The following is a 20,687-nucleotide window of genomic DNA, read 5'->3' as shown; positions in this document are numbered from 1 at the left end:
TCTTTTTATACCATGTCAATAATCTCTCCTACCGTCCTGCTGCAGTCCTCCACACCTCTGAAAATGATCCTGCACAGATAGTAGTATACCTCTTCCAGTTTCTGGGGCGTCACAATACCGGTCTGGTACTCAAAGCAGAAATCCAGACCATCGTCCAGAGCGCGGTGGCTCACAGTCAGATACAGCGGCTGTCCTGCCACACCATTGGAGTAACGGGCTGTATCATAGCGGATCCCGCCCATCTTATCAAGGCCCGGCCCCTCATATTTCATAGCCAGAGGCTGATAGGTCAGAGCCAGGGGCTCATAGGTCAGGCCGTCTTCCAGGTTATAAAATTTCTTTCTGTAATTAAAATACTCCGTAGGGCTGTAGCTTGCGTGCCGGAAATACTGATTCTGTGTATCCCGGATGATCTCCATTCCCTCTAAGAAGGTCTTGTCCCGTGAAATAATGGTCCTAAAGGGGAAGCAGTGGATCCTGGTACCGCCGCATCGCTTCTCGGTCAGAGTGGCCCTTCTTGCAATAGTGGTCGTAAGAGAAACATCCTCATTTCCGTTCTGCTTCTGAAGATAGGTCCTAAGGCCCATGAGCAGAAGGCAGGTCATGGAGATCCTGTGTTCCTCACAGAACGTTAAAAGCCGTTCCGACGGCTCCGGTTCCAGCCGGAAAGTGGTAATATTGGCTGATACATCCTCCGGAATGGTGCGGGCCGCCCTCTGATCCGGGTTGCCGGAAGCCTTTCTCTGCTGTTCAAGAAGCCCTGGACCGTAGATGCTGTTAAAGATCGGCTCCGATGTACCGATCAGCTTTTCAAAAAATTCCCGGTCTCTCTGGCTGGATGTACTTCCCGCCTCATAAGCCAGATCCTTTTCCAGCTGCTTTATGTAAGAGGTCATGGCCTTTGGATAAGCAATCACCTCGTCTCCAAACATCTTATGGCTGTAGATTTCAATGATATCCCTGTAAAACAGGATCAGGGACTGGGCGTCCATGGTCATGTGGTCTACGCACACATAGGTTCCCTGAAAGCCGTTTGGAAGGCGGATCATCACAATGCGGTGCATGGGAGAATCGTAACGCTCAAAGGGAAGCTCGGTCCACTCCCTCATCTTCGCCTCTGCGTCCTCCATTTTCCAGCCGCAAAAGTCAAAGTGTCCGATCTCAGAGTGATCCTCCTTTACCACATACTGGTACTCTTTTCCCTCTTTTTTGTCATGGGCAAAACGGATCCGCATTCCCTCGCAGCGGGAAATCGCTTCCTTAATGCTCTCCCGCAGCACCTCCCAGTCCAGATCGATCTCAATAGTCAGGCTTGAGCCGATATTTAATACCTGCTTTTTGGGACAGTATTTCAGACAGTAAAAATGCAGCTTCTGCGCCTCGGTCAGCGGATATACCTTACAGCCCCTTCTCGTTTTCATTCCTCACATACCCCTTTCGTAAATGCACGTTCCATCAGTTTCCTTACAGCCGCCTCATAAGCCGGACGATCCTTATAATATGCCTCTGCATGGGAAGCTCCCTCTATGATCAGAAGATCCTTTGGAGCAGCGCAGGCTTCGTAGAGCTCATGCACCATAGAGCAGGGCACAAAGGTATCCTTTGATCCGTGGATAAACAGCATGGGGATCTTAGCCTTTTTTACCTCATCTCTGGCATTGCACTCATCCAGGCCATATCCTGCTTCCTTTTTTGCCATCCGGTCGGACAGATCCATTAAGGGAAATGCCGGCATATGATAGGTTGTCTTAAGAACAGAGGTAAATACCTCTTTGGCAGAGGTAAAGGCGCAGTCGGAAACAGCCCCCTTTACCTGCGGCGGAAGCTCAAGTCCTACTGCCATATCCACCGTAGCGGCTCCCATGGAAATGCCCTGAAGCAGAAGCTCACAGTCCTCTCCCAGACGCCCTGCCATGTATTCCATCCATTTTTTTGCATCCAGACGGTCCAGACAGCCAAAACCGATATAGGTACCCTCGCTGTCTCCATGGGCTCTCTCATCCACCGTCAGGACGCCCAGCCCGCATCCCATATAAAACCGGGCCAGGGACGGGTAATCATTCAGTCCCCGGCTGGTATAGCCATGAAAGCAGATCACGGCCCGTTTGGGATCCTTTCCCGGAAAGTATGTTCCGTGAAGCTTTAAGCCATCCTCAGACTGTATGTACACATCCTCATGGGGCTGGCTTAAAAACCACTGGCGGTTTTCCTCCATAAAGGGCAGATAGACGCTCCAGTCCGTACCTGCCATTTTCTGGGTCCGCTTATTATCCGCCTTTCCCCGCATCAGCGTCCGGCGCAGAAAATAGCGCGCCAGCGCATACTCTCCCGCAGCAAGCAAAGCTGCCGCTCCGGCTCCCATTCCCAACATCCACTTTATTTTCATCCTGCCGCTCCTTTTTTATCCGGATCCGTATCCCTCATACAGACCCCTATATGATACGCATCTCCCAGCTGGGCCTCAAAAAAGCGCCAGCCGGGGATATCTGCTGTAAAACCGTGGCGATCTCCCAGATCCAGAGGAAGTTCAAAGGAAGCTGTCCCATAAAAAATACACTCCGGCTCTCTTTCCAGCCTGTTTGCAAATGAAATCTGCCGAAAGGGAAAGGCAAGTCCCCTGCCGTCTGCCTTTGCATAGCTTTCCTTTAACGTCCACAAACGGAGCGCAGTTTTCTCTGCCTCTTTCTCCTTCTTTTCACAAATCCATCTATATTCTTCCGGAGAACATATCCTCCTGACCAGCCCTTTGCTGCAGGGCTTTCGGACCTGGATATCAATCCCTACTGGATGGCTGCAGACCGCACAGACGGCCATTCCCTCTGTATGGCTGATACTAAAAAAAACTCCTGGACTGTCTTTTAGAAAGGGTTTTCCATTTTCCGGAGCTATCACCTCCCAGGTTCTCCCATATTCCTGCAAAAGCCCCCGCTCAAGAAGCCTTCTTCCCAGGATATGTTCTCTGGACCGGTCGCATTTCCTGCCCTCCGGCCGGTATGCGGCTGCGTAGATCATACTCCCCCTCCTGCTGCGTTCCCATGGTTTTTCCGTGTTTTCGACCGCTAGTCGAATCGTTTCTGCCTTACAATATCATATTTTCGACCAGTGGTCAAGTGTGGATTTTTTATATCACATATGCTATACTCGAACCATTCTGAAAACCATCCATATGACACTAAAAGAAAGCAGGAACATCATGCAGTATCTGAATAAACGCGAAAAAATCCTGGATGCCATGCAGCAGCTGATGACAACCGCTGATACCCGTTCCATTACGGTCAGTGAGATCGCTCAGAAAGCCGGCATTGGAAAAGGAAGCATCTATTATTATTTTCCCTCTAAAAATGATATTCTGGACGGAGTCATTGAGCGGGCCTATTCCCGCGTTCTGGAAAAGGGAAAGGCTCTGGCCGCTGCCTCAGACATAGATGCCTTCTGTAAAATGGAGATCATCTATCACGCCTGTCTGGAAGCCTCTAAGGAGCTGCGCCGTCAGGAGTCCTTTAACGCCGCCCCCGACGGCCAGGAGCGGGCCTTCATCCATCTGAAATTTGCCAAAGCCATTATCACCCATTTAAGACCTATTCTTGCAGATATCCTCCGGCAGGCTGTGGCAGAAAACGGTGCGGTCTGCGAATATCCGGAGGAAACAGCCTATATCATCCTTCTGGTATTAACCACCACTCTGGACAACCGTCTGGTACCCATGAAGGAAAGCGACGTAAGCCGGATTCTCACTGCATTTACCCAGATGCAGGGCCAGGGGCTCAATATTCCGCCGGAGGTTCTGCATTTTCTGATCCGGGAGGTATAGCGCCATGAATATTAATAAGAAGCAAAAACTCCAGACTCCCGGCTCACGCCGCCGTCTGGTTACGGCTCTAGGAATCACCGGCTGGCTTTTTAAAGGAGTTCTTTCTGTCTTTACCGCTGCCTTTCTTATCATGGCGGCAGCAGGACTGATCCTCTACGCAGCAGTCAAACCGGAGCTTGACAAATGCCGGGAGATTGCCTATGACAAGCTTGCTCAGATGGACCGTTCCGATTTTTCCATGCTGTCCGATACAGTAATCTACGATAAGGACGGAAAACAGATCGGTCTGATCAACGCGGGTCATTATCAGTATATGGATATTAACCACATCAGCATGAACCTGCAGAACGGTTATATCGCCCAGGAGGACCGGAGATTTAAAAACCATAACGGCGTAGACTGGATCGCCACCTTCCGGGCCGGTCTTGCCCTGATCAAGCATGGCGGGGAAGTGACTCAGGGCGGCAGTACCATTACCCAGCAGGTGATCAAAAATACATATCTGACCCAGGAGCGCACCTTTACCCGCAAGATTGTGGAAATCCTGCTGGCTCCCGAACTGGAAAAGAAATACTCCAAAGCCGATATCATAGAGTTTTACTGCAACACGAATTTCTACGGGCACCGCTGCTACGGTGTTGAAGCTGCCAGTCTGTATTACTTTGGAAAACACGCCGAAGATCTGGCCCCTGAGGAAGCGGCTGTGCTGATCGGCATCAGCAACAGCCCCTCTGCCTATGACCCGGTTTCCCATCCGAACGCTTCCAAAAACAAACGGGATGATGTATTAAAAAGCATGAACGAGGTAGGGTATCTGTCAAATGAAGACTATGAAAAAGCCGTCTCTTCTCCTTTAAAAATCGTACAGAAGGAAACAGAGGGCACGGATGAAAATTATCAGAGCAGCTATGCCATTCACTGCGCTGCCCTGGAGCTGATGAAAATGGACGGTTTTGAATTTCAGTATACCTTTGATAACAAAGAAGATTACACCCTTTACTCCGAACGCTATACTGCAGCCTACTCCGAGCAGTCAGACCGGATACGGGCAGGCGGATTTCAGATCTACACCTCCTTAGACAGCGGACTGCAGGCTGTGCTCCAGACGCAGATCGACGCCAGTCTTTCGGGCTTTACAGAGCTTCAGGAAAACGGAAAATTTGCCCTTCAGGGAGCCGGTGTGATCGTAGACAACAAGACCAACTATGTAACGGCCATTGTAGGAGGACGCGGGGCGGATGATCCCTTTAACCGGGCCTATTTAAGCGCCAGACAGCCCGGAAGCACCATTAAGCCCCTCATTGACTACGGACCCGCCTTTGACACCGGGGAATACTATCCCACGCGCATGGTCAATGACCACAAATGGGAGAAGGGTCCTTCCAACAGCGGCAGGCGCTACTTTGGCAATGTTACCGTAAGAGAAGCCTTAAACCGCAGCTTAAACACTGTGGCCTGGCAGATCTTAGAGGATATCGGCATTGATTTCGGTCTGAGCTATCTGGGAGAAATGGAATTTCAGAAGCTGAGCTATGTGGACAATCAGGTGCCCTCCTTAAGCATCGGAGGCTTTACCAACGGCGTCCGGGTAGTTGATATGGCAAAGGGCTACAGCACACTGGCAAACGGCGGAGTATACAATGACCGCACCTGCATCGTGAAAATCCTTCATGAAAAAGAGGGCGAGCTCACAAAGGATATGACGCCTTTTGCAAAGCAGGTTTACCGCAGCGATTCTGCCTTTATGCTCACAGACGTCTTAAAAGGCACATTTACCTCCCCCTACGGCACCGGACGGGGACTTGGCCTGGAAAATGATATGCCCGCTGCCGGAAAAACGGGAACCACAAACAGCAGCAAGGATACCTGGTTCTGCGGCTACACCCCTTACTACACAGCCGCCGTCTGGGTGGGTTACGATATCCCCCGTAATATGCCGGGAATCTACGGAGCCACCTACGCAGGAAAAATCTGGAAAAATGTAATGGACGAAATCCACCAGGGTCTCCCCCCTCTTGACTGGGAACAGCCCGATACCGTAGAGCGGCGTGCAGATGAAACCAATGGGATCGAAGATTATTTCAGCACCACGGCTCAGTTCCGGGCTCAGCAAAGCCTTCATGAAAAGGAACAGGCTGCGCTTTTAGAAGAGCTGACCCAGGAAGCAGAGGCGTTCTGTGCCAGAGAAATCCGTTCTGTGGAAGATACCTATACGGTAAAGGATGAATATGCTTCTATCACTTCCCGTCTCCCCCTGTTGGACGACGGAGAGCAGCGGGCACTGCTCTTAGAGCAGACGGAACAGCGGTATGATTACTTTGTCTCCATCATCAGCCAGATGGGTGATGAAATCCGGCGCTATGAAGAGCAGAAAGCTGCCGAAGAGAAAAAAGCCAGAGAAGAAGCTGCCAAAGAGGCAGAGAAGCAGCGTCTGGAAGAAGACAAGGTCACCAAAAAGAACAGCTTCCTTCTGGCCCTTGAAACGGTAGAGGAGCTGGAATACCAGAGAGAGGACGCGGAACGCCTGGTAAACGATGCCATTGACAAGCTTTCCCTCATTGCAGGAGATCCGGAAGCAAATGCTCTCTCCGACCGGCTTCAGACAGCCATCAGCCGCATTTCCACGCTTCCCACCGCAGAAGAATGGGAAAAGCTTCAGGCACAGGAAGCCGAACAGGAGGCGAAAAAGGAACAGGAGGCCCAGCTGGAAATCCAGTCCAGCCAGGCCCGTCTCCGTTCCTCCTTAAGCCGGGAACGCTTTAAGTGGAACAATATGGAATACTATGGACCAGGAGGACGGGGCGATGAATAAACATAACACAGCTTCCATGCAAAACGGCAAAAAAAGGCCCTCATTTTCCATTTTACCGGAAAAACCGGACGGGGCTGAGGACTGGTTCTATACCTTTATGTGCATGAACATCCCCTTCTACGGATGGCGGTACCTAAAGCAGCTTGTTTATCAGGAGCACAATGACAGCCCCAAAAGCCAGTTTGCCAGAGCGTATCTGTACTATAAACGGGTATTTCTCAGGATTTCTCTGGCAATCGCAGCCCTACTTGCTGTAATAGGCTTTGCCGGGCTGCATCTGCTGATCCGATATATGGAAATGCTGTAGCACAAAAACAGGCGGCAGACTGCCGGAGCCCTCTTCTAAAAGGCCCGGCGTCTGCCGCCTGTATGTATGTACTATAAAATCATTTCTCCAAAGCAGCCTGCAGCTTATCCTGATCCATCATTCCCTCAATGACCCGGCGAAGTTCATCCACTGTATCTCCCGGCGTCTTTCCCGCCTCGTCGATAACAATATCCGCATATTTTTCATACAAAGGAACCCGCTCATTATAGAGATCTCTGAGCGTAAATCCCGGCTTTAAGGCAACGCCCCGGTCCACTACATTTCCGATGCGCCGTTCCATTTCCTCATAGCTCATCTTTAAGTAGACCACCTCGCTGATCTCCTTCAAATGCTTCATGGCTTCTTCCCCGTAGATCACGCTGCCTCCAGGAGCGATCACGGAAAGCCGTACATCCAGCCCCGCATTGATCCGGTTTTCCACCTCTAAAAAGCCATCCATTCCTTCATCTGCGATGATTTCCTTTAAAAGGCGTCCTTCCTTTTCCTGGATCACGATATCTACATCCACAAAGGAAAAGCCCAGACGTTTGGCAAGCAGTACGCCTATGGTACTTTTACCCGAAGACGGCATACCGATCATAGTAATATTGGGTTTCATCCTGCACATCCTCCTGTTCTTCAGCGTTTCTTCTTTTTCACCGGTTTCTTTACAGAATATCCGAAGCTTCCCAGCTTCTTTCCCAGTTCAAAATATTCACCGTGGGAATAGGATACCAGACCGGAGGAATTTAAGTTAAATTTCCCCTTTGCATCCATGTACTGATTGTCAATGGTTACTCCCACTACCTGAGCCAGAAACAGGTCATGGCTTCCCAGTTCCTTTACCTCAGTTACCTTACACTCAATATTTACCGGACTTTCTGCGATCCCCGGAGCCTTGATATATCGGGAGGGCTGAGGCGTCAGACGCATTTCCTTAAACTTATCCACATCCCGGCCGGACTTTACGCCGCAGTAATCCGTCGCCCGCACCAGAGGGCGGTTTACCAGGTTGATCACAAACTCCCCTGTATCCTTAATGATCCTATGAGAAAAACGTTCCTTGCGCACAGAAATCGATACCATGGCAGGATCAGAACAGACCGTGCCTGCCCAGGCTACGGTGATAATATTGGGAGTTTCTCCCTCCCTGGCGCAGCTCACCATCACTGCGGGCACCGGATAAAGCATATTGCCCGGCTTCCAGTATTCTTTGCTCATAAAAATACCGTCCTTTCCTTTACTCCTGCTCTGCCAGCATCAGCGCCGGGATCAGCTGCTTCTTTCTGGATACCACTCCCGGCAGACGTACCAGAGGCTCTGTCTGTTCTCCGGACTCATCCGGCTCTGTATGAAAGGCCTTTTCCGCCAGCTGCAGCGCTCCGTTTCCTTCGCAGATCAGGTCTGTCGATTCGGTTAAAATATTTGTCAGCATGAAAAATACAAGATCCAGGCTGTTTTCCTGTCTGGCATTTTCCATATAATGGATAACCCTTGGGCGGATGCTTTCCAGCTCATCTCCATTTAAAGAGGTGATCTGTCCAACGCCGATAGCAATCTTTCCTGAAGTAAAGCGCTTAAAGTCCTGATAAAAGATCTCCTCGTCGCTCTTTCCCTTCAGATTGCTTCCCGCACCAAACATTTCCATGGCGTATTTTTCTATCTCAATTCCCGCAATCTCTGCCAGCGATCTGGCAGCCATCTCATCCATAGGCGTACAGGTAGGAGAACGGAACAGCAGGGTATCGGACACAATGGCGCTGCAGAGAAGTCCTGCGATCTTTGGCTCCACCTTTACACCGGCTTCCTGATACATCTGGTAAATAATGGTAGCCGTACAGCCTAACGGCTGATTGCGGAAAAATACAGGAGACATGGTCTGAATGGTTCCCAGCCTGTGGTGGTCAATGATCTCCATAATCTCTGCATTTTCGATTCCGGCCACTGCCTGGTTCTTTTCATTGTGATCCACCAGCACAACCCGCTTCCCCTTGGCTCCCAGCAGGTTTCTTCGGGAAATCATACCCAGATAACGTCCATCCTTATCCAGAATCGGGAAATCCCGATGGCGCTTATTCGCCATGACGTCACGGATCTCATCAATATAATCATCGCTCTCAAAGGTAATCAGGTGCTCTCGCGTCATAAAGTAGCTGATGGGCATACTCTGGTTAATGAGACGGGCTGCCGTGTAGGTATCATAGGTTGTGGCAATAATCGTACAGCCCCGCTCCTGAGCAATCTTTTTGATGGTCATGGACACTCCCGCGCCTTCACAGACAATGATGCAGTCCGCGCCCATTTCAATGGCGCAAAGCTGGGATTCATACCGGTTTCCCAGAATCACCAGATCATGGGGCTCGATGTAAAACTCCATCAGATCGGGATTTGCCGCCGCGATCAGCACCTTTCCCTGGCTGAAATAGGCATCGGCCGTACCGATCACCAGATCTGCCTCCAGTGTCTCAATAATATTGGAATACTGGGTATTGGCCTTGGACAGAATACTGCTGTCATAAATATTCATGTAGGTCTTTGTAATATCGCCTACCGTAATCAGTCCCTCCAGAGTGCCGTCCTCCCGCACCGCCGGAATGGTAACTACATTATTTTCCTGCATGATATTCCAGGCCCGCTTTAAGGAAATGTTGTCCGCAACGCCCTTTGTCTTTCGTATTTCAATGTCTCTTACCTGCGTCCGTACATCCTCCACCAGAGCAGGCTCCTCCATGCCGAAATAATCCAGCACGAACCTTGTTTCCCCATTCACATGGCCCGCCCTGGCAGGAATGTACTCCTCTCCTGTTACTGCCCGTTTCAGATTGGCATAGCATACAGCCGAGCAGATTGAATCCGTATCCGGATTTCTGTGGCCGATCACCAGCGTTTTTCTCTTTAATTCCTGATCCATCTTCTCTCCCTCTTTACCCTGGGGATTCCCTTTAAAAAATCCCCTTTGATTCATAATCTATTTACATTTAGTTCACAATCCGTTCATATCTTTTTCTTATACTTTTTATATAAATAAATCATGTTTTTCGCATTGCTTACTGGTATATTTGCACATAGATTTTTCATAATTGCCCCGGCTTAAAACAGCCGGGGTCTCCTCATTTTTAGAGCAATTTAAATCCGGAAAGAGCCGCCGCAGCGGGCGGCTCCTGCCGGATTTATTTATATTTTTTGTGTATCAAGTATAGCAGATGAGGATATGTTTGGCAACCTCTTTATCTCACATACGATATCTCCCAGCCTGCTGCCGGAATCGGTGCTGTCTCTGCCTTTCTCATCTTATCCTCTGTCTGGATCCGCCCCTTTTCATCCGCCGTCCAGATTCTGTCTCCGATCTTAAAGGACGCATAGCCGGTTCCTTCAGGGGCAGTCGCCAGAAGACCGTTATAATAAAGGAAACCGTCCTTTTCTCCATTTACCCCTGTTCCCTTTAAGGAACCTGAGGTTTCTGCACAAAAGGCAAATGTTTTGCCGTTTTTATCCTTTACGGCTTCTGCTTTTCCTGTCAAAAGGACGCCGTCCTTATCCGGATCAAACCAGGCCGTCTCGGTTTTCCCTCCTGAGGTCATGCGGATCAGCCCGCTCTGCTGTACCCCGTAGGAATCAAAGAAATAATAGGCTCCATCCAGCTTTGTCACTGCATCCCAGATCTGCACGGCATCTGCTGATAAAAAAGCAGGAGTACCGTCATGCTGCAGATAGAAACGGCGTGTCATATCTTCCTTTGTCTGTGCCGTCTCGGAAGCATTTTTAGTACGGCGGGCTTCTTTTGATAAGGCCTGCTCCCATTCCGGGCTGTCCCAGGGCCGTTCCTCTGTTTCAAGCCACTGGCTCTTAAGCATCCCTTCGTCTTTTCCGCCCAGATACACAAAACGGCTGATCCCTGTGCCGTCTCCAGGCTTTGCCTGTTCCCTTACGCAGCGCCATCCGGTCGCCATCACGCCGTTGGCATCAAAATAGTAACGATGGCCGTCAATCTCGCTTTCCTTATAGGAGCCCACCTCTGCCCGTCTGGCCTTTCCCGAAGAGTTAAAATAATACCACTGTCCTCCGGGTTCTCCGGGAACCAGCGCTTTGGAAACAGAGCCTTCTGCCGGCCGCTTCCTCCCGTCGCTTTCCAGATAACGCCAGCCGATCTGGATATATCCCTGGTTTTCATCTCCCAGATAATAAATATCTCCATTTTCATAATGCCAGCCTGTGCGCATCCGTCCCTGGCTGTCAAAGCTGTACCGGACATCTCCCAGCTTTTTCCAGTCATTCTTTTCCGCCTTGCCGCTGGGTCCCAGATAGTACCAGCCTTTCGCCATCTGAGAGGAACCATCCTCATAGATCCATGTTTCCTTTTCCATGGCTCCTGTTTCATCTACATGCCAGGTTCCCTGGATCCAGGCGTCTGCTGCAATCTCACCGTTTTCATCCAGATAATAGGATTTGCCGTCCCGTTTTTTCCACTGCTCCGTAACGATACCGCCGGTCTCATCCACATAGCGCTCTGCTCCGTCCACCATCTGCCAGCCTTTTTCTGCTCCCAACGCTCCAAAGGGAAGGGCAGCTGCCAGAAGAAGGCCCGCTGCTGCTCCTAAAATAAAGCGATTCCGTCTGATATAGCATCCTGTTCTTTTTACATTCGTTTCCTTCTTCATAGCCGCCACCTCCTGATTATTCTTATCTTTATTTTATCAGAAAATGACACAAAATCCATAAATTTTTACCGATTATAATCAGAAGATTTTATTAATTTAACTGTTTTTTGCCAGTCTTCCGTAAATCTTTGCCAACCTTCGGCATTTTTCAACCAAGGTCTGATCCACTTCTCCCGGAAGCAGCCTCCATTTCCAGTTTTTCCCTAATGTGGAAGGTTCATTGATCCGTGCTTCTGTGCCAAGGCCCAGATAATCCTGAATGGGGATCACAGCCAGTCTGGCCGGACTTTCCAGTGCCAGACGAATAAACTGCCAGTGAAGCTCCTTCTTTGGAACCCGGCGGCTTCCCGTATACTCTCTGGCAAAGCTGCGGTTCTTTTTGCTCATGGAATCAAACCAGCCTGTGAGCGTATCATTGTCATGGGTTCCCGTATAAACCACACAGTTTTCCGTATAATTATGAGGAAGATAGCCGCTTTCCTCTGAATCGTCAAAGGCAAACTCCAAAACCTTCATCCCCGGAAATCCTGTTTTCTCCAAAAGCTCATAGACCTCAGGGGTAAGAAAGCCCAGATCCTCTGCGATCACCGGAAGCTCATCCCCAAAGTGCGCCTCCAGCGCCTGAAACAGCGCCATTCCCGGCCCCTTTTCCCAGTGTCCGAACTCTGCTGTCGCATCGCCGTAGGGAATGGAATAATAGGCTTCAAAGCCTCTGAAATGGTCGACCCGCACTACGTCATACATCCGAAGGCTGTATTCCATCCGCCGGATCCACCATTCATAGCCGGTTTTCTCATGATATCCCCAATCATAAAGAGGATTTCCCCAAAGCTGCCCCGTCTCTGCAAAGGCATCCGGCGGACAGCCCGCTACTGCCTTTGGCAGATTTTCCTCATCAAACTGAAACAGCTCCGGATGGCACCAGCTGTCCGCGCCGTCAAAAGCTACATAGATGGGAATATCTCCGATGATCCGGATCCCCTGTTTATTGGCATAATTTTTTAACGCTGTCCACTGCTCTTCAAATTTCATCTGCTGAAACTCATAAAACCCGATCTCATCGGTAAGAAGGCTGCCGTAGGCTTTCAGCGCCTCCGGCTCCCTAAGACGGATCCCGCGCTCCCAGAGATTCCAGCTTTTTGACTGGAAATGATCCTTCAAAGCCATATAAAAGCAGTATTCCCTTGTTTCCGGCCCAAGAGTTTCAAGGGCCAGACCGTGAACCTGCTCCAGAACGCCGCACGTATTCTCTGCAGATTCTTTCCCCGCAGTCCCCTTCCGGGCCAGCCCATCCTTCCACCGATCATAGGCCTTTCTAAGCAGCGGAAACCGCTCCCTGTAGATCCGGTCATAGGAAATATACCGCCTGGAATCCCCAAAATCGGCCTTATCACACTCTTCCTTTGTCAAAAGGCCCTCCCGGATCAGCTGCTCCAGGTCGATAAAATACGGATTTCCTGCAAAAGCGGAAAAGGACTGGTAGGGCGAATCCCCATAGCCCGTAGGGCCAAAGGGAAGCACCTGCCAAAAGCCCTGTCCCGCCTGCTTTAAACGGTCAATCCATTCATAGGCTTCCTTTGAAAAGGCTCCGATGCCATACCGTGAGGGCAGGCTTGCCACAGGAAGCAAAATTCCACATTCGCGCATAAAATAACCCCCTTTTTGCAATCCACATCATTATACGGAAAAACGGATACAAAATCAATCGCTTTGGACTGCCGGCCTTAAGACTCCCGATACTCCTTCGGGGTCATACCGTACTTTCTGCGGAACAGGCGGTTGAAATAGGACAGATTATCAAAACCGCACCGGACTGCAATCTCCGTCACCGTGTCTCCCGTGGTTCTTAAAAATCCGCCTGCACGGGAAAGACGGTAATCGTTCAGATAGCTCACAAAGGGCTGTCCCGTATACTGCTTAAAATATTTCATAAAATGAGACTGGCTGTAAAAACACATCCCGGCGGCCTGGCTGATATCAAACTCCTCTCCGTAATGCTCCTCAATGTATCCCAGCACCTGCTTAATCCGCTCCCTGGCCCGTCCGGGCCGTTTTTCCCACAGCGTCAGGCCGGACTGAAAGGCCAGATAAAGAAAGGTATAAAGCTGCCCCTTCACTGCCAGCTGATACCCAGTTCCCCTCTCCTCCGATACACAGTCCAGCGCCTGAATGCATCCTGCAAACGCCTCATATCCCTCCATTCCTCTCCGTTTAAAAAGCGGCTCCCTCACCTGCTCTCTGGCAAGAGGAAAAAGGAACCGTTCCGTACAGAGGTCCTCCTCTGCCCCCATGAGAAGTGACAGGCTGAAAATGATATTTTCGTAATCCATTCTCTGATCCTCAAATCCGTAAATTGCATGAAGCTGGCCGGGAAAGACAGCCATCACATCCCCTTCCTCCACCTCATAAACCACCCGGTCTACAACCACGTTGCCCTGGCCCTTTTTTATGGAAATGATCTCCATTTCCTCATGCCAGTGGAGAGCCACATTCTGAAAATCCCCCGGAATGGAACAGGGATAGATATTAAAAGGGAATTCGCGCAGTCCGTGCTTCTTGGTTTCATGGTACTTTTCCTGCCTTATCATATCGCCTTTTTCCATGCTGCCTTCCACCTCCTTTTGATCGTATTGTACTATATTCTCCCATCATTCTGCAAGATTTTTTCCAAGCCACCTGATAGAATAACTGTAATATAAATAACTCCTGCACCGAGCAGAAAGGATGGATCTGATATGACAAAAAAAGAACTTGAAACAGCACTGTGCACCGCCTGTCCTAAAGCGATCGCCGACTGTACGGATAAAGAACTCTATACAGCCCTTCTTGCCATTTCCCAGCAGGCCGCTGCAAAAAAGGAAGAAAACGCCGGAAAGAAAAAGCTGTACTATATCTCTGCTGAATTTCTCATCGGAAAGCTTCTTTCCAACAACCTGATCAATCTGGGCCTTTATGATGACGTAAAGGCGATTCTGGAAGAAAATGGCAAATCTCTGGCAGCAGTCGAGGAAGCAGAGCCGGAGCCATCCTTAGGAAACGGCGGCCTGGGACGTCTGGCAGCTTGCTTTCTGGACTCCATTGCCACTCTTGGCTTAAACGGCGACGGCATTGGACTGAACTATCACTTCGGCCTTTTTAAGCAGCTCTTTAAAGATAATAAACAGGAGGAGTCTCCCAATCCCTGGATTGAAAACGCCTCCTGGCTTACAAAAACCGATGTGACCTATCAGGTTCCCTATAAAAACTTCACCCTTACCTCCCGCATGTACGATATCGCGATAACAGGCTATCACGGCCGTACCAATCATCTCCATTTATTTGATGTGGAATCTGTGGACGAATCCATTGTAGAGGACGGTATTTCCTTTGACAAAACGGATGTAGCCAAAAACCTGACTCTGTTCCTCTACCCCGATGACAGCGACAGGGAGGGACGGATCCTGCGCATCTACCAGCAGTATTTCATGGTAAGCAACGCCGCAAGGCTGATCCTGGAAGAGGCCGCTGCAAAAGGCTCTGATTTCTATGACCTGCCCGACTATGCTGTCATCCAGATCAATGACACCCATCCTACTATGGTAATCCCGGAGCTGATCCGCCTGCTGACCACAGAGCATGGCATGGAAATGGACGACGCCATTGAAATCGTCAGCCGCACCTGCGCCTACACCAACCACACTATCCTTGCTGAGGCCCTGGAAACCTGGCCCATGGAATTTTTCAAGGAGGCGGTGCCCCAGCTGATCCCCATTATGGAGGTGCTGGATGACAAGGTACGCCGTAAATTTGACGATCCTTCCGTCTATATCATTGATAAGGACGACCGGGTTCACATGGCCCACATTGATATCCACTACGGCTTCAGCGTAAACGGAGTTGCCGCTCTGCACACCGATATTTTAAAGGAAACGGAGCTGAACCATTTTTACAAAATCTATCCTGAAAAATTTAATAACAAAACCAATGGGATCACCTTCCGCCGCTGGCTCCTCCACTGCAATCCACAGCTCTCTGATTTTATCACCAGCTTTATCGGGGAAGGCTATAAAAGGGATGCAGATGAACTGAAAAAACTGGATCAGCCTGCCATTTCCTGCAATTTAAAGCACCTGTACCGCCTGCTTTCCATTAAGGATCAGAAAAAAGCAGAGCTGGCACAGTATTTAAAGGAAACACAGGGACTGGAAATCAATCCCAATTCCATCTTTGACATCCAGATCAAGCGCCTTCACGAGTACAAGCGCCAGCAGTTAAACGCCCTGTACCTGATCCACAAATATCTGGAGATCAAAAAAGGCCATAAGCCCACTACTCCCATCACGGCCATCTTCGGCGCAAAGGCTGCGCCCGCCTATGTGATCGCCAAAGACATTATCCATCTGATCCTCTGCCTGCAGCAGATCATAAAGGAGGATCCTGAGGTAAGCCCCTACTTAAATGTAGTAATGGTAAATAATTACAACGTGACTCTGGCAGAAAAGCTGATCCCGGCCTGCGATATCTCCGAACAGATCTCCCTGGCCTCCAAGGAAGCCAGCGGCACGGGAAATATGAAATTCATGCTGAACGGAGCCGTCACCCTGGGAACGGATGACGGAGCCAATGTGGAGATCCACGAGCTGGTAGGCGACTCCAACATCTATATCTTCGGCGACTCCAGCGATACGGTCATCCGCCGCTATAAGAGAGGGGACTACCATTCCAGATCCTACTACGAAAACTCCCCTGCCTTAAAGGAGGCCGTAGACTTTATCATCAGTAAGAAAATGCTTGCTGTGGGCGATAAGGAAAATCTGGAACGCCTTTACAATGAGCTTTTAAATAAGGACTGGTTCATGACCTTCCCTGATTTTGCCGCCTACTGCCGTACCAAGGAAAAGGCCTTCTCGGACTATGAGGACCGGGCCTCCTGGGCGAAGAAAATGCTGGTAAATATCAGCCGGGCAGGATACTTCTCCTCAGACCGGACCATTGAGGAGTATAACAGGGATATCTGGAAGCTGTAAATAAAAACGCCCCCTCACAGCCGGGGTTCCGATTCGTTCGGAGCCGGTTGGGAGGGGGCAAAACTAATCTCCATACACCTCATAATTCCCGCAGAAGCCCATACCGCCTTTCAAACATACCTTTATACTCCGGCAGCAGCCCAAAAATACCTTTCGGGATTTCGCTGATCTGATTCAGCACAATCTTCTTTACTGCCTGAACTGCAGCCTCTTTCTGCGTCATTTTTTCCCCAAATACAGTCTGACAGTTTGCTCCATCCAAAGTATCATATGAATAAAATGCACGGTTAAAATCCATCAGCTTGTGAAGCTTCACAGGACGTATTCCCTGTCAAATAATCCATTATATTCATCATGTAATAATTGTGGGAGTCTAATGACAAAATACATTTCTTTAAATCACGATCATGATTTAAGACATATATATTAAATGCCTCTGCCGATGCAATAGAAAATGCCTTTGATGTAATATTGTCGCTGATACTGCTGGCAAGAATTTCCCTGTTTACCGCATCCTCTCCTCCGTCTTTCAGCAACCTGAACCTATGGTCAGACCGCTGCCATGCCTTAGGAAAACAACCATTGGTAGAAAGATCTCTTGCCAGATATTCATTCTGCACAGTATATTGTCTTCCTCTCAATGTAATATCCATAAAGGTATTGCTGAGATGATTATCATATAAATTGATCTCATCAAATTTAACCCTCTCGCCCTTATATCTGACCCAATATACATCTGTTAAAGACGCACAGCGGTATGACAATGCGGCTCTTTCTACGGATAATCGTCATTCTGGCATCGGTTGTATTTTACAAACAAATTCCATGCCAGCCATCAGTATGCAGAGAACCGTCCTCCTGCTGGTAATACCAGTTAGAATAGAGCTTTCCGTTGCTGTATGTACCTTCTATCACAAACCAGCCGTTTACATATATTTTTCCGTCCTCCCCAGCATAATAGGTTCCGTCTTCCTTTACACGGTATCTGCCGCCGTTTTTGCTCTCCCACTTATCCTCTGCCAATACGGTTACAGGAGTCAGCAGCAATATGCCTATGGCAGCCGCAATCACTCCCAGCTTCTCTCAATCTCCTTTGTAATCGGATCTGCGCCCTTTACTCTACCGTAACAGATTTTGCCAGATTTCTCGGCTTATCTACATCCAGTCCTTTTGCCACACTGACGTAATATCCAAGCAGCTGAAGAGGGATCACTGCCAGACTGGCAGAAAAATGTTCATCGGTTCTGGGCACATATACCGCAAAATTTACCGCATCCTCTATATCATATTTTCCATAAGAAGTCAAGCCCATCAGATAGGCCCCCCGGCTTTTGCACTCGGCCATATTGGACAGCGTCTTTTCATAAAGCTGGCTCTGTGTGAGCACTCCGATCACCAGCGTACCGTCCTCGATCAGGCTTATGGTTCCGTGCTTTAACTCCCCTGCCGCATAAGCCTCCGAATGAATATAGGAAATCTCCTTCAGCTTCAGGCTTCCCTCCAGGGAAACTGCGTAATCAATCCCTCTTCCAATAAAGAACGCATCCTTTGCCATTGCGTATTTCGATGCAAACCACTGGATCCGTTCCTTATCCTCCAGGATTTTTTCCATCTTCCCAGGCAGAGACTGCAGCTCTGCGATCAGCGCTGCACACTTTTCCTCTGAAAGCTTTTTCCTCACCAGGGCAAACTGGAGAGCCAGACAGTAAACGGCGATCAGCTGGGTGCTGTAGGCCTTTGTCGTTGCAACGGCAATCTCCGGCCCCGCCATGGTGTAAAACACATGGTCTGCCTCTCTGGCAATGGAAGAACCGATCACATTTACAATCGCAAGGGTCTTTACCCCATATTCCTTCGCTTCCCTGAGAGCGGCCAGACTGTCCGCCGTCTCTCCGGACTGGCTCACTACGATCACCAGCCCATTTTTATCCAGAAGAGGTTTTCTGTAACGGAATTCGGAAGCCACATCCACACGGACCGGGATCTCTGCCAGATCCTCCATCACATACTGAGCCACCACCCCCACATGATACGCAGAGCCGCAGGCCACAATATAAATCTGGGATATGGCGCAGATCTCTTCTTCTGTCAGCCCCATCTCCGTCAGATCCAGACGGCCGTTTTTCAAAACAGAATTCAGGGTATCTGAAACTGCTTTCGGCTGCTCATGGATCTCCTTCATCATGAAATGCTCAAAACCGCCCTTTTCAGCCGCTTCTGCATTCCATTCGATCTGCGTCATCTCCCTGGTTATCTCATCTCCATCCAGGTTATAAAAGGTAATCTTCCCTTCCTTCAGGCGGGCCATCTCCATATTTCCGATATAATATACATTTCTCGTATATTTTAAAATCGCAGGCACATCAGAAGCCACATAGCACTCGCCGTCCGTGACTCCCAGGATCATGGGGCTGTCCTTTCTGGCCACATAAATTTCTCCCGGATACTCCTTAAACATCACTGCCAGAGCATAGGATCCCCGAATCCGCACCATAGAATGATTGATCGCATCAACGGGAGTTCCCTCATACTTTTTATAGTAATAGTCAATCAGCTTTACAGCGACCTCCGTATCGGTTGAAGAATAAAAGGTATATCCTTTTTTTACCAGCTTATCACGCAGCTCCTGATAATTCTCAATAATTCCGTTGTGAACGCCTACTACATTTCCATCATCCGAGCAGTGAGGATGAGCGTTGGTTTCCGAAGGCTCTCCATGAGTCGCCCATCTGGTGTGTCCGATACCGCAGGTGCCCTTTAAGGCCTCTCCGTCATTCGTCTTCTCTGCCAGCGCCTTCAGGCGCCCTTTTGCTTTTACGATCTGAACCGGGGCGTCTCCATCCCGGACAGCCAGACCTGCCGAATCATAGCCTCTGTATTCCAGTTTTGATAATCCATCCAGAAGGATCGGGGCCGCCTGATGATTTCCTATAAATCCAACGATTCCACACATATTTCTTTCTCCTTAATTGACACTGAAAAGCATCCTGAGCTTTCATTTTTTATGTTTTGACTGCCATTTGCATGCGCATATTTTAAACCTCAGCCTTCGTATTGTCAAATAGAAAGCTCCTCCTAATATCCCACCTGTCGTATTATAGAAAAGATCTGAAAACTGGAATGTTCCGCGTTTCAGTAACAGCTGCACTGTTTCAATGGTCAAAGACATGAAGAAACCGCTGAGTGCCAAATACCGGAAAGCTGATCCCGGCGAATACTTTTTCCACCGTTTTCTCAAAAGTATCCCCAAAAGAAACGTAAACGGGAAAAGAAGCATCAGATTTTCAATCGCCTCTGTGGTAAGGTTTCCTTTTTCGGTATATAAGCCCCAGCCTCCAAATATCTTGTCTAACGGATCTTCCCAACGTTTCCTTGCAATCCAGGTACGAAACAATACCATATATGTGTAAAAGATAAATATCGCAGTCCAAACGCCCTGATAAACCATATCGGAAACACCCGAAAAATTTTTTGATCTGTTTTTATGCAGACTAAAAAACAGCCGGAACACCATATAGCTTATAAATGCCAGAAAAGAAACAATACATGCCGATGGAAAGGATGCAGAAATTGTTGAGCAAATACTTTTTTCAATGCTTCGGTAAATACAGTATAGTTGATCCATCCATGTATGCTCCCTTGTAAAAATATTTCTGCTGAATTTCTTCTTTTTCTCATAAAATATACGCAGAACAGATTCAATATATCACAAGTCGGAAAATAAATCAGCTCTGTACACTCCTTTTTCTAACTTTTTTCTCCTTTGCTCGTCATCATCGTTCCTTTCCATGTGCAGTCTTTTCTACATTTATATTATAGAGTATGCGTGACGATTTGACTGCTACTTATCATGTAGCACATTTCATGTTTTGCTACATAGCAGGCAGCAAAATGGTAAGCGCAAAATAATTCGACGGATTGTGTTGCCCTAAAAATTATTCCATAATAATCATTAGAGAATGCAAGCATTTCACTTCATCTTCTCTTGCTAGAAATGATGGTGTATAAATAAAGTTGACACCCTATTCTCAAGGATTTTGATATATAATCATAATCAATACGAGAACAGGAGAAAAACCTATGGCACAGAATC

The 20,687-nt window shown here is 48.8% G+C and carries 17 protein-coding genes and 1 pseudogene; 4 read left to right on the top strand and 14 right to left on the bottom strand.

What is annotated here, in order from left to right; translation table 11 throughout:
* Positions 1–5: 5 nt before the first annotated feature.
* The 3 genes from ACZM6M_RS13955 to ACZM6M_RS13945 are packed head-to-tail and all read right to left on the bottom strand — an operon-like array spanning position 6 to position 3,012.
* Positions 6–1,421, bottom strand: a complete 1,416-nt coding sequence (locus ACZM6M_RS13955) for a condensation domain-containing protein (RefSeq protein ID WP_066544200.1) — start codon at positions 1,419–1,421, stop codon at positions 6–8.
* Positions 1,418–2,386, bottom strand: coding sequence for an alpha/beta hydrolase (locus ACZM6M_RS13950; protein ID WP_337434694.1), 969 nt, complete (start codon positions 2,384–2,386; stop codon positions 1,418–1,420). Before ACZM6M_RS13950 ends, ACZM6M_RS13955 begins: the two co-directional genes overlap by 4 nt.
* The gene (locus ACZM6M_RS13945; RefSeq protein ID WP_337932424.1) at positions 2,383–3,012 is read right to left on the bottom strand and encodes a 4'-phosphopantetheinyl transferase family protein; all 630 of its coding nucleotides are present in this window, start codon (positions 3,010–3,012) and stop codon (positions 2,383–2,385) included. Before ACZM6M_RS13945 ends, ACZM6M_RS13950 begins: the two co-directional genes overlap by 4 nt.
* A gap of 181 nt (positions 3,013–3,193) precedes the next feature.
* On the opposite strand from ACZM6M_RS13945, the gene ACZM6M_RS13940 reads away from it, so the two are divergent.
* Genes ACZM6M_RS13940 through ACZM6M_RS13930 form a run of 3 tightly spaced genes read left to right on the top strand, consistent with a single transcriptional unit; the run spans position 3,194 to position 6,930 of the window.
* Positions 3,194–3,811, top strand: a complete 618-nt coding sequence (locus ACZM6M_RS13940) for a TetR/AcrR family transcriptional regulator (RefSeq protein ID WP_337932426.1) — start codon at positions 3,194–3,196, stop codon at positions 3,809–3,811.
* A 4-nt stretch (positions 3,812–3,815) separates the two neighbouring features.
* The gene (locus ACZM6M_RS13935) at positions 3,816–6,623 is read left to right on the top strand and encodes a transglycosylase domain-containing protein (protein ID WP_489490500.1); all 2,808 of its coding nucleotides are present in this window, start codon (positions 3,816–3,818) and stop codon (positions 6,621–6,623) included.
* Positions 6,616–6,930: a hypothetical protein gene (locus ACZM6M_RS13930; protein WP_484076286.1), complete on the top strand. Its 315-nt coding sequence runs from the start codon at positions 6,616–6,618 to the stop codon at positions 6,928–6,930. The genes ACZM6M_RS13935 and ACZM6M_RS13930 overlap by 8 nt, the downstream gene beginning before the upstream one ends.
* A gap of 82 nt (positions 6,931–7,012) precedes the next feature.
* On the opposite strand, the pseudogene ACZM6M_RS13925 reads toward ACZM6M_RS13930, so the two are convergent.
* From ACZM6M_RS13925 to ACZM6M_RS13900, 6 genes and pseudogenes are all read right to left on the bottom strand, one after another.
* Positions 7,013–7,549: pseudogene (locus ACZM6M_RS13925) on the bottom strand (shikimate kinase); the annotation flags it as partial.
* A gap of 20 nt (positions 7,550–7,569) precedes the next feature.
* Positions 7,570–8,151: a flavin reductase family protein gene (locus tag ACZM6M_RS13920; RefSeq protein WP_066544221.1), complete on the bottom strand. Its 582-nt coding sequence runs from the start codon at positions 8,149–8,151 to the stop codon at positions 7,570–7,572.
* Between the two features lie 19 nt (positions 8,152–8,170).
* The gene (locus ACZM6M_RS13915) at positions 8,171–9,841 is read right to left on the bottom strand and encodes a putative manganese-dependent inorganic diphosphatase (RefSeq protein ID WP_066544222.1); all 1,671 of its coding nucleotides are present in this window, start codon (positions 9,839–9,841) and stop codon (positions 8,171–8,173) included.
* A 316-nt stretch (positions 9,842–10,157) separates the two neighbouring features.
* Positions 10,158–11,588, bottom strand: coding sequence for an N-acetylmuramoyl-L-alanine amidase family protein (locus ACZM6M_RS13910; protein ID WP_489490499.1), 1,431 nt, complete (start codon positions 11,586–11,588; stop codon positions 10,158–10,160).
* Between the two features lie 96 nt (positions 11,589–11,684).
* On the bottom strand, positions 11,685–13,235 hold the full coding sequence (gene malQ / locus ACZM6M_RS13905; RefSeq protein WP_489490498.1) for a 4-alpha-glucanotransferase: 1,551 nt from the start codon (positions 13,233–13,235) through the stop codon (positions 11,685–11,687).
* A gap of 77 nt (positions 13,236–13,312) precedes the next feature.
* Positions 13,313–14,191, bottom strand: coding sequence for an AraC family transcriptional regulator (locus ACZM6M_RS13900; RefSeq protein ID WP_407408343.1), 879 nt, complete (start codon positions 14,189–14,191; stop codon positions 13,313–13,315).
* Positions 14,192–14,323: 132 nt separating this feature from the next.
* Here ACZM6M_RS13900 and ACZM6M_RS13895 point away from each other — a divergent pair, with 132 nt between their 5' ends.
* On the top strand, positions 14,324–16,594 hold the full coding sequence (locus ACZM6M_RS13895) for a glycogen/starch/alpha-glucan phosphorylase (protein ID WP_418763292.1): 2,271 nt from the start codon (positions 14,324–14,326) through the stop codon (positions 16,592–16,594).
* A gap of 79 nt (positions 16,595–16,673) precedes the next feature.
* Here ACZM6M_RS13895 and ACZM6M_RS13890 read toward each other — a convergent pair whose 3' ends face one another.
* The 5 genes from ACZM6M_RS13890 to ACZM6M_RS13870 all read right to left on the bottom strand — a co-directional run bounded on the left by ACZM6M_RS13890 (position 16,674) and on the right by ACZM6M_RS13870 (position 20,219).
* Positions 16,674–16,910, bottom strand: a complete 237-nt coding sequence (locus ACZM6M_RS13890; protein WP_484078084.1) for a hypothetical protein — start codon at positions 16,908–16,910, stop codon at positions 16,674–16,676.
* Complete coding sequence (locus ACZM6M_RS13885; protein ID WP_347460581.1) at positions 16,882–17,214, bottom strand: hypothetical protein; 333 nt, start codon at positions 17,212–17,214, stop codon at positions 16,882–16,884. Before ACZM6M_RS13885 ends, ACZM6M_RS13890 begins: the two co-directional genes overlap by 29 nt.
* A 190-nt stretch (positions 17,215–17,404) precedes the next feature.
* Positions 17,405–17,665 (bottom strand): hypothetical protein, encoded by a 261-nt coding sequence (locus ACZM6M_RS13880; RefSeq protein ID WP_489490497.1) that lies wholly within the window; start codon positions 17,663–17,665, stop codon positions 17,405–17,407.
* Positions 17,666–17,708: 43 nt separating this feature from the next.
* A complete protein-coding gene (gene glmS, locus ACZM6M_RS13875) occupies positions 17,709–19,547 on the bottom strand; it encodes a glutamine--fructose-6-phosphate transaminase (isomerizing) (protein ID WP_418763296.1) in 1,839 nt (612 codons plus the stop codon).
* Positions 19,548–19,589: 42 nt separating this feature from the next.
* A complete protein-coding gene (locus ACZM6M_RS13870; RefSeq protein ID WP_418763297.1) occupies positions 19,590–20,219 on the bottom strand; it encodes a VanZ family protein in 630 nt (209 codons plus the stop codon).
* Positions 20,220–20,687 lie beyond the last annotated feature (468 nt).

The organism is Enterocloster sp. (assembly GCF_057861365.1).
Note: the sequence above shows the minus strand (reverse complement) of the source record. Positions and strands in the feature narration are given on the sequence as shown.